This window comes from Streptomyces sp. CC0208 (assembly GCF_003443735.1).
Lineage (GTDB): Bacteria > Actinomycetota > Actinomycetes > Streptomycetales > Streptomycetaceae > Streptomyces > Streptomyces sviceus.
In genome coordinates this window covers 5904784-5914801 of the sequence record NZ_CP031969.1, presented here as the reverse complement: position 1 = coordinate 5914801, position 10018 = coordinate 5904784, and the positions used below count along the sequence as shown (strand labels likewise).

Genomic DNA, 10018 nt, shown 5'->3' with positions numbered 1-10018 from the left:
CAGAATCACGAAATCCGCCCCAGGCGAACCAAGGGCGGATTTCGATCTTCAGACGGCTGAAATTATGCGGTGACCGTCCGTCAGGCCTCGTCGGCCTGGGTGGAGACGGACCCCGGCGACTGCTGCTCGGCCGCCACCGTCTTCTTGGCCGCCGCCTTCTTCGCGGTCGTCTTCTTGGCGGCGGTCTTCTTCGCGACCGTCTTCTTGGCAGCGGTCTTCTTGGTCGCGGCCTTCTTCGCCGTGGCCTTCTTGGCCGTCTTGCGGGCCGTCTTCTTGGCCGGAGCCGCCTCCTCGGCGGGCTCCTCCACGTCGACCGGCGTCTCGACCGACGGCACGACCACGACGGCCGTTTCCTCGGACGCGGTGGGCGCGGTGGCCTTGCGGACGGCACGGCGACGCGGACGGGCCGGAGCGGCGCTCTCGGCGACGACCTCGGGCTCGGCCGACACGGCCACCGGGACCTCCTCGGCCTGCGCCTCGACCACGACGGCCGTTTCCTCGGACGCGGTGGGCGCGGTGGCCTTGCGGACGGCACGGCGACGCGGACGGGCCGGAGCGGCGCTCTCGGCGACGACCTCGGGCTCGGCCGACACGGCCACCGGGACCTCCTCGGCCTGCGCCTCGACCACCGGCGCGGCCTCGGCGACCGTCACCACGGCCGCCTCGGCACCCGCCGGGGAACCGGCCGGAGCCGACGCCCTGCGGGTGGCCCTGCGACGGGTACGACCCTTGGGAGCGGCCTCGTCGGCGGCGGGCTCACTCACGGGAGCCGCCTCGACCACCGGGTCCTCCGCGGCGACCGGCTCGGCCTGCGCCTCGGCGGCCGTCTCCGGCTGCACCGGACGCGCGATCTCCGCCTCGGCCGGTACGGCCTGAGCCGTCGGGACCTCGACGTCCTCGGAGACCGGGCTCTCCTGGTCGGCCGGCGCCTCGGCACCACCCGACCTGCGCGACCCTCCGCCCCGCGGGGCACCGGCCGGCGCGGACGCCCGGCGGCTCGCCCTGCGACGGCCACGCCCGCGCGTGGCCGCGGCCTCCGCCTCGGCGACGCTGCTGTACAGCTCCTCGTCGGGGGCGAACTCGGTGGGCGTGAGGGCGATCGGCTCGGCCACCTCGGCGGCGAGCTCCGCCTCGGTCTCGACCTCGATGTCCTCCGGCGCCTCCACGACGGCCGCGGCCTCGTGGGTGTGCTCGTGCCCGTCGCCGCCGCGCCCGCGCTTCTTGCGCTTGCCGCCGCCACCGGCGGAGGTCGGCGTCTCCATGTGCACGATGACACCGCGGCCGTTGCAGTGGACGCAGGTCTCCGAGAAGGACTCCAGCAGGCCCTGGCCGACCCGCTTGCGGGTCATCTGGACCAGGCCCAGCGAGGTGACCTCGGCGACCTGGTGCTTGGTCCGGTCCCGGCCAAGGCACTCCAGCAGACGCCTGAGCACCAGGTCCCGGTTGGACTCCAGGACCATGTCGATGAAGTCGATGACGATGATGCCGCCGAGGTCGCGCAGCCTGAGCTGACGCACGATCTCCTCGGCCGCCTCCAGGTTGTTCCTGGTGACCGTCTCCTCCAGGTTGCCGCCCTGGCCGGTGAACTTGCCGGTGTTGACGTCGACGACGACCATCGCCTCGGTCCGGTCGATCACCAGCGAACCGCCACTGGGCAGCCAGACCTTGCGGTCCAGAGCCTTGGCGAGCTGCTCGTCGATCCGGTACGTGGCGAAGACGTCGACCTCGGAGGTCCACCTCTGGAGCCGGTCGGCCAGGTCGGGCGCGACGTGCGAGACGTATCCGTGGATGGTCTCCCAGCCCTCGTCACCGCTGACGACGACCTTGGAGAAGTCCTCGTTGAAGATGTCGCGGACGACCCGGACGGTCATGTCCGGCTCGCCGTAGAGCAGCGTCGGGGCGTTGCCGCTCTTGGCCTTCTTCTGGATGTCCTCCCACTGACCCTGCAGCCGCTCGACGTCGCGGCGCAGCTCGTCCTCGCTCGCGCCCTCGGCGGCGGTGCGCACGATGACGCCCGCGTCCTCGGGGACGATCTTCTTGAGGATGGTCTTCAGACGCGCGCGCTCGGTGTCGGGCAGCTTGCGGCTGATGCCGGTCATGGAGCCCTCGGGGACGTACACGAGGTAGCGGCCCGGGAGGGAGACCTGGCTGGTCAGACGCGCGCCCTTGTGCCCGATCGGGTCCTTCGTCACCTGGACGAGCACGGGCTGGCCGGACTTGAGCGCGGACTCGATGCGGCGCGGCCCGTTGGCCATGCCCAGCGCCTCGAAGTTGACCTCACCGGCGTACAGCACCGCGTTGCGGCCCTTGCCGATGTCGATGAAGGCGGCCTCCATCGACGGCAGTACGTTCTGGACCTTGCCCAGGTAGACGTTGCCGACGTACGAGGTGGCCTGCTCCTTGTTGACGTAGTGCTCGACGAGCACACCGTCCTCGAGGACGCCGATCTGGGTGCGCTCACCGCTCTGCCGGACGACCATCACGCGCTCGACGGCCTCACGGCGGGCCAGGAACTCGGCCTCGGTGATGATCGGGACGCGGCGACGCCCCTGCTCACGGCCCTCACGACGGCGCTGCTTCTTGGCCTCCAGACGGGTCGAGCCCTTGATGGACTGCACCTCGTCGGACGGCTCGGCCTTCGCGCGCGGCTCGCGCACCTTGACGACGGTCCGCTCCGGGTCGCCGTCACCGGGCTCGGCGTCGACGGAGGAGTCACCGGCCCGACGCCTGCGGCGACGGCGGCGACGGCTGCTGGAACTGGAGCCGCCGGACTCGTCCGAACGGGCGTCCTCGTCGTCCTCGTCGTCGTGCTCGGTGTCGTCCTCGTCCTGCGCGGACCGCCCCGTGTCCTCGGCGGCTTCGTCGGAGTCCTCCGCGTCCTCGTCACCGGAGGCCTCGGGGGACTCGCCGCGACGACGGCGACGGCCACCGCGCCGACGGCGACGCCGCGACCCGGACTCCTCGCTGTCGTCCCCGTCGGCGGAGTCCTCGGCGGCCTCGTCCGTCTCCTCTTCCTCCACGACGGTCTCGGCGGCGGTCTCCCGCACCTCGGGCTCGTCACCGGCACCCCGGCGCCTGCGGCGGCGCCGCGACCCGGTCTGCTCCTCGGCGACCTCCTCGACCGGCTCGGCGGACTCGACGGCCTCGTCCGGCTCGCTCTGCCCGGCCTCCGCCTCCGCGGCGGCCTCGGCGGCGGCCCGCTGCGGGGTCTGGAACTGCGGCTCGGTGAAGACGGGCGCCTGGAACACGGCGACCGCGGGCCGCGCGGGCCGACGCGGCGACCCGTCCTCCTCCTCGGCATCGGCGACGGCCGCGGCACCGCGCCGGGCGGGCTCGGAGAACCCGGTGGCGGCCTGACGGACGGACCGGCGACGGCCACGACGCGGGGCGGCCTCCTCGACGGGGGCCTCAGCGGTGGGTTCCTGCACGGCGGGGACCTCGGCAACCGGCTCGGACGGCGCGGCCTCGACGGCCTCGCCCTCGGGGGCACCGGCAGGCGCGGAGACGCGACGCGTGGCACGGCGGCGGGTACGACGCGGGCTCGCGTCCTCGGCATCGACGGTCTCGGCGGGCGCTTCCGCGACCGCCGGCTCGACCGTCTCGGCGACCTCGACGGCGGCAGGCGCCGCGGCCACGGACTCAGCGGCCTCCGGAGCACCGGCGGGTGCGGCGGCGCGGCGCGAGGCGCGGCGGCGCGTACGCCCGGCGGGCGCGGCGGTCTCGGCAGCGGGTGCCTCCTCGGCACTCTCGGCCGCGGCAGGCGTCTCGGCGGTCACCACGGTCTCGGCGGCCTCACCGACTGCGGCCTCACCGGCGGGCGCGGACACCCGACGGGTCGCGCGCCGACGGGTACGCCCGGCGGGCGGAGCCGCGTCCTCGACGGCGGGCGCGCTGTCCGCGGCCGCGGTCTCGGCGGGCGCCTCGGCGGCCACCGCAGGCACCACGGTCTCGGCGGCCTCAGCCGCCGCAGGCGCCCCGGCCGGGGCGGACGCCCGGCGCGTCGCACGCCGACGCGGACGCCCGGCGGGCGCGGCGGCCTCGGCCGGCTCCTCCGCCTGGGGGCTCTGGGTGTTCTCGACGTTCTCGTCGAGCTTCTCCTCCTCGTCGGTGACGAGGTCCTCGGCCTCCGCGACCGGTATGGCCGGAGCGACGACCTCCTCGCCGCCCGGGGCGGCGACCGGCGGTCCCGCCGGCCTGGACGCGGCACGGCGCCGACGACGCGGCGGCAGGGTGTCGCTCGGGGTGTTCTGTTCGGAACCCTCGATGGGTTCGGTCGGTTCGAGCATGCGGGCTTGTCTCCCGTCAGGCTCCCGGGCGCCGCGCCTGGTCCGGCGAAGATGCCGGTGACGTCCGCGGCTCGCGCGATGCGCGGTGCCGCCGTCCGGGGCGCGGGCGCCGCACGGGAGCTCTCTGTGTCCTGTCTCGCCGGTTCCGTACGCCCTTGTTGGGTACGGCCTGGCGAAAGTCTTGTGGTCGGTGCGCCGCCCGACCCAGGTGGCTCCCGAGTACGAGGGCTGCGCTACGACGCCCGTCCTTCGCGGGACCTTCCTTACGCCGGCGCCTTCGCGGTGGCAGTCGCTTCGGCCGTTGAGTGGGCCTCGACTGCCTCGCGGTCGGGCGCGAGCGGGTCGGTCACCGTGCCGGTCTCTTCATCGAGCAGCCCCTGCGCCAGCCTGGTCACCGCTGCGGGGACCGGCGGCGCCAGGTCGGCCACGGCGCGGAGACCGGACAGGACGTCGTCGGGTCGAACGGCAGGCGTCACGTGCCGAACAACCAGCCGCAGTATCGCACAGGGCTGGTCGGTCGGCCTATCAGCAGGTTCACTGTGCGTTTCAAGTTGTACGACCGCGGGGCGGGCGTCGAAGGTCCTCAGGCCGTTCTTGGTGGTGCGCTGGACCTCGACCGCCTCGGCGGAGTTGAACGCGGCGACCGCGCGCCCGGCCTCGGCCGGGTCCACGCCGTCCAGCCTGAGCTCCCACACGGAAGCGGTGAGCCGGTCGGCGAGTCCCGAGGTGCGGGCCTCGACCGCGTCGACGACGTCGAGTCCGGCGGGCAGCGACTCGTCGAGGAGGAGCCGCAGCTTCTCCGGGTCGCGCGCCTGCGTGAGCGCGATCTCCAGGTACTCCGCCTCACTGCCCGTGCCGGTGGGTGCGGCATTGGCGTACGACACCTTCGGATGCGGCGTGAACCCCGCCGAGTACGCCATGGGCACCTCGGCACGGCGCAGCGCACGCTCGAAGGCGCGCTGGAAGTCACGGTGGCTGGTGAACCGGAGGCGGCCGCGCTTGGTGTAGCGCAGTCGGATGCGCTGCACCGCCGGTGCGGGCGGCGGGCCTTCGGGCTGTCGCTTGCCCAGTGTCGCTCAGTCCTTCGTGAGTGCGGTCGTACTGCTACCAAGAGTACGTGTGTCGGCGGCCGTCGGTTCCCGCCGGGCCACCAGCTCACGCTCACGGGTGTCCGCGTCCGCGCCGAAGAGCATCCGCCGGACGTCGGCCCGGGCCTGCCGTACGGACTCCCGGGCGGAGGCGAGCGTGGCCCGGGTGATGCGGCCCACACTGCGCGCGGCCTCGGCGACGGGACGCAGCACCGTGTCCCGGATCACGTGTCCGACGGGGGTCAGGATCTCGCGGTACACCCAGCGCACCGGCTCGACGAAGACCCACCGGAAGAGGGTCCCGAGGAACCGGCCGACGGCGAGGGAGATGTGCCCGGCGATCCGCCAGGCGTGCCCGAGCGCGTCCCACACCTCCCGGCCGACGACGGCGAGGGCTCTTCCCACGGGCGCGAGGATCCAGCGCCACAGGGCGACGGCGGGCAGCACGAGCAGGATCCGGGCGATCCAGTACAGGCCGACACCGATACCGGTGACGACGGCACTCGCCAGCCACGCGAGCCCCCTGGCGCACCAGACGATCGCGCGCCCGACCGGCGTGAAGATCCAGGCGAGCACGGCTCCGAAGCCCTTGAGGAGCCATACGATCCCGTGCCCGACCGGCGTGAACATGCGCGCGTACACCCACGTCAGCCCGGCCACGATGCCCCGCAGGACCCACGTGATCCCCCGCACGACGGCCGCGATGCCGTGCCCGATCACTGTGAAGATCCAGACGAGCCCGGCACCGAGGCCCTTGAGGAGCCACACGACGCCGTGCCCGACCGGAGTGAGCACGCGCGCGTACACCCATGCCAGCCCGGCACCCACTCCCCGCACGGTCCAGGCGATGCCGTGCCCGACCGGCGTCAGCACATACCGGTACAGCCACACCAGGGGGATCACGAGAAGCACCTTGCCGAGCCATCCGACCGCCTTGGCGAACGGCACGACCAGGTAGCGCCACAGGGCCACGCAGGGCCAGACGACCAGTGCCCGCCACAGCGGCCGCAGCACGCTGTCCCGCAGGAAGCGCCCCACCACCACGAGCGCGTCCCACACGAGCCGCACGGGCACGACCAGCACGAGCACCACGATGCGTACGGGGATGCGAATCGCGACGGTCAGACATCCCTCGGGCGGGGGCGACTGCGGCGCGGGCTGCTTCTCCAGGTCCATAACGACGTAGACGCCTCAGTTCCCCGTACGGATCCAGTACCGCAGCTTTGCACCGCGCCGGTCCTCGAATTCTCCGCCATTGGCCTCGATCACCTTACGAGACGCCGTGTTGGTGGCGTCACAGGTCACCAGGGCCCGGTCGACGCCGAGTTGACGGCAGACGGGCATGGCGGCCGCGAGCATGGCCTTGGCGTGTCCCTGGCGCCGGGCGCCGGGGCGGACCACGTACCCGATGTGGCCGCCGAGTTCCAGCAGGTGCGGGGTGAGCCGGTGCCGTATCGAGAGCCTGCCGAGGAAGGTGTCGTCCTCGACGTACCAGAGGTTCGTCATCGGCACCCAGTCCGGCCGGCGCGGCCGCCGCGTCTCCGCGCGCAGCATCTCCACGAAGGCCGCGAACCCCGCGGGCTCCCGCAACACCTCCGCGTGCGGTCCGAGCCACCCGCTCTCCAGCACGGCCGGGTCCTGGCCCGCTTCGGTGAACTCCCTTACGGCGTCGAGGTAGGAGGCGTGGAACCGGACGTCGGGCACGGTCAGCTGCGGCATCACCCCATGATGACGAGGCCCCGACCCACCCGGCCACGGGTTTTGCACGGGCCCGCGGTGCCGGACGACGTGAAAGCCCGTGCACTATGTCCCCATGATTACGCTTACGAAGGAAGACGGCCCCGCCGACCTGGACGGCGTGACCCATCTGTCCATAGGGGTCTCCTGGGACCCCACCGCGGGTGCCAGCGGCGGGGTGATCGGCAAGTTCCGCCGCAAGACCGGCACGGACCTCGACCTGATCGCCATCGCCATGCACGACGGCGACCCGGTGCGCCTGGCGGGCCTCGACTCGCTCGACCCCATAGGCAACGGCTCCCTGCTCCACAGCGGCGACAACCAGACCGGCCACGGGGACGGCGACGACGAGACGGTCACCGTCGAGTTCGCGAAACTCCCGCCGCACATCACCTCGATCGTGTTCGTCGCCGCCGCCTACAAGAAGGGCAGCTCCTTCCAGAAGGCCCGCAACATCAGCTTCAAGGTCTACGACGCCACCGGCGGCAGCTCGCAGCAGGTCGCCGACATCTGGCCGAGCATGCTCACCACGGACAACGGCTGCGCGGTCGCCAAGGCGGTCCGGGTCGGCACCACCTGGAAGCTCGAAGTCATCAACACCACCGGAAAGATCAAGCAGGGCGACGAACTGGCCCTGATGCGCTTCGCCGTGAGCAAGTAGCGGGGGCCGGGGGGAGCAGGGAGACCCCGGGGGAAGGGCCACGCTCTCAGCGGCCCAGCGGCCCTCCCCTCACCTCTCCCCCTCCCCCACCGATGAATTCCGAAGCCCCACGGGGTCTGCCCTCGCACAGGAGAAAGCCGCCTACGCACTCTGTGAGGGACCCATGACCGCACACGCACTGCCTCCCGTCGTCGACGCCGCGACGTGGGAGCACCGGCTCGAGGAACTGCGAGCCCGGGAGAAGGCCGCGACGCGCGAGCTCGACGCCGTCGCGGCCGAACGCCGTCGCCTGCCGATGGTCGAGATGCCCGACTACACCCTGGAGGGCGAGGACGGCCCGGTCCGCCTGGCGGACGTCTTCGAAGGCAAGAGCCAGCTGATCGTCTACCACCACATGTGGTTCGCCGGCCAGGAGTGGCAGTGCCCGGGCTGCACCGGCTTCACCTCGCAGTACACCCGCCTTGAGTTCCTGGACAACTACGACGCACGCTTCGTGATCGTCACCCAGGGCCCGATCGAGGAGGCGCTCGCCTACAAGGAGCGGGTCGGCAACAGGATGCCGTGGTACTCCACCGCGAACAGCCCCTTCGGGACCGACGTCGGCGCCCCGCCCGACGGCGGCTTCGCGGTCAACGTCTTCCTGCGCGACGGCGACACCGTCTACCGCACCTGGCACACCAACGGCCGCGGCACCGAGCAGCTCAGCCACACCTTCGCCCTGATCGACCTCCTCCCCTACGGCCGCCAGGAGGAATGGCAGGACTCCCCCGAAGGCTGGCCCCAGTCCCCCACCTACAGCCGTTGGGCCACGTCCAAGGACATCGCAGCGCTCTACGGCCCGAGCGCGGGCGACGGGCGCTGACCCCGACCCCGGGCGGGGGCGCCACGCCCTGCTCCCCTCGCCCGGGCGGTCCATACTGGTGGCAGGAGTGACGCCGCCCTTCGCGCGAGGAAGGTGAGTGCACACATGTGCCGCTGGATCGCCTACTCAGGTACGCCCGTCCTTCTCAGCCGTGTCCTGTTCGAGCCCCGCCACAATCTGATCGACCAGAGCCTGCACTCCCGCATGGGGGTGGAGACAACCAACGGCGACGGCTTCGGCATCGGTTGGTACGCGCAGGAGCTCACCACACCGGCGGTGCTACGGGACGTGGGCCCCGCCTGGAACAACCGGAACCTTCAGGAAGTCGCTCACCACGTCCGTTCGGGGCAGTTCTTCGCCCACATCAGGGCGACGACCGGAACAGCCGTCCAGCAGACCAACTGCCACCCCTTCCGAAGGGACCGCTGGCTGTGGATGCACAACGGCATGATCAACGAGTTCCATCAGCTCAGACGTGACCTGGCCCTGGCCGTCGACCCGGCCCTCTACCCCGAGATGGAGGGTTCCACCGACTCCGAGCTGATGTTCTACCTGTCCCTGACCTTCGGTCTCACCGAGGACCCGCCGGGTGCCGTGGCCCGCATGGTCGGCCTGGTCGAGGAGACAGCCCGCAGACACGGCGTCCCCCACCCCGTCCAGATGACCGTCGCCCTCGCCGACGGCGACCGCCTATGGGCTTTCCGCTACTCCAGCGAGGGCTCGTCGCGGTCCCTCTTCTACAGCACCCGGGTGGACTCCCTGCGCGCGCTCCACCCGGACGCCGAGTTCCTCCAAGAGGTCGGGGAAGAGACCCGCCTCGTCGTCTCCGAGCCCCTGGGCGACCTGCCCGGCGCCTGGAACGAGGTACCCGAGAGCAGCTACGGCCTCGTCCAGCCGGGCCAGGACATGCTCCACCCCTTCCAGCCCCAACTCCCCCATCCGTAGCCTCCGGCCCGCCCCGCCGCAGAGAGCGCGGTCGTGTCACACAGCAACACCTGGAATCAGCGCCACCAGCCCGGAAAGGAAGCTGCCCAGCGCTGCGAGGGTGACAAGGGCGGCTTTGCCGTCTGAGAACAAGCCGGAGCAGAACTCGCGCACGCGCCGCCGGAGGATCAGCATCTTGAGCTTCTGCCAGCGGTGTTGATGAATGTGGCAGCCCATGAGGTTTCTTGACCGTAAGAGGCAACAGCTTCTCCCGATCGGTCCGATCTGGATCTGCGTGCCCATCTGCGGTCATAAGCCGACGGGCCTAAAACCATGCACGGATCATATCCGCCCAGGGATTGCAGACGAGCACAGCGCACGGAACAAACCATGCGGCGATCGATACGTGCTCCCAGAGGCACCAAACGCATCCTGGCACCGACGGTCAACCTCTCCGCTA

8 protein-coding genes are annotated in these 10018 nt (G+C 71.8%); 3 read left to right on the top strand and 5 right to left on the bottom strand.

Going from position 1 to position 10018, the window contains the following annotated elements; translation table 11 throughout:
* Positions 1 to 80: 80 nt before the first annotated feature.
* The 4 genes from D1369_RS27150 to D1369_RS27135 form a co-directional block, all read right to left on the bottom strand.
* A complete protein-coding gene (locus tag D1369_RS27150; RefSeq protein WP_118082651.1) occupies positions 81 to 4286 on the bottom strand; it encodes an Rne/Rng family ribonuclease in 4206 nt (1401 codons plus the stop codon).
* Positions 4287 to 4549: 263 nt separating this feature from the next.
* The gene (locus D1369_RS27145; protein ID WP_007382000.1) at positions 4550 to 5314 is read right to left on the bottom strand and encodes a TIGR03936 family radical SAM-associated protein; all 765 of its coding nucleotides are present in this window, start codon (positions 5312 to 5314) and stop codon (positions 4550 to 4552) included.
* Positions 5315 to 5362: 48 nt separating this feature from the next.
* The gene (locus D1369_RS27140) at positions 5363 to 6550 is read right to left on the bottom strand and encodes a hypothetical protein (protein WP_007382001.1); all 1188 of its coding nucleotides are present in this window, start codon (positions 6548 to 6550) and stop codon (positions 5363 to 5365) included.
* 15 nt (positions 6551 to 6565) lie between these two features.
* Complete coding sequence (locus tag D1369_RS27135) at positions 6566 to 7093, bottom strand: GNAT family N-acetyltransferase (protein ID WP_037900014.1); 528 nt, start codon at positions 7091 to 7093, stop codon at positions 6566 to 6568.
* Between the two features lie 94 nt (positions 7094 to 7187).
* Here D1369_RS27135 and D1369_RS27130 point away from each other — a divergent pair, with 94 nt between their 5' ends.
* The 3 genes from D1369_RS27130 (at position 7188) to D1369_RS27120 (ending at position 9579) form a co-directional block, all read left to right on the top strand.
* On the top strand, positions 7188 to 7772 hold the full coding sequence (locus D1369_RS27130; RefSeq protein ID WP_007382003.1) for a TerD family protein: 585 nt from the start codon (positions 7188 to 7190) through the stop codon (positions 7770 to 7772).
* Positions 7773 to 7935: 163 nt separating this feature from the next.
* Positions 7936 to 8634, top strand: a complete 699-nt coding sequence (locus D1369_RS27125) for a DUF899 family protein (RefSeq protein WP_007382004.1) — start codon at positions 7936 to 7938, stop codon at positions 8632 to 8634.
* Between the two features lie 105 nt (positions 8635 to 8739).
* Entirely contained in the window at positions 8740 to 9579 is an 840-nt protein-coding gene (locus D1369_RS27120; RefSeq protein ID WP_007382005.1) for a class II glutamine amidotransferase, read from the top strand.
* A 36-nt stretch (positions 9580 to 9615) separates the two neighbouring features.
* On the opposite strand, the gene D1369_RS27115 is transcribed toward D1369_RS27120, so the two are convergent.
* Positions 9616 to 9861, bottom strand: coding sequence for a hypothetical protein (locus tag D1369_RS27115; RefSeq protein ID WP_240436101.1), 246 nt, complete (start codon positions 9859 to 9861; stop codon positions 9616 to 9618).
* Positions 9862 to 10018 lie beyond the last annotated feature (157 nt).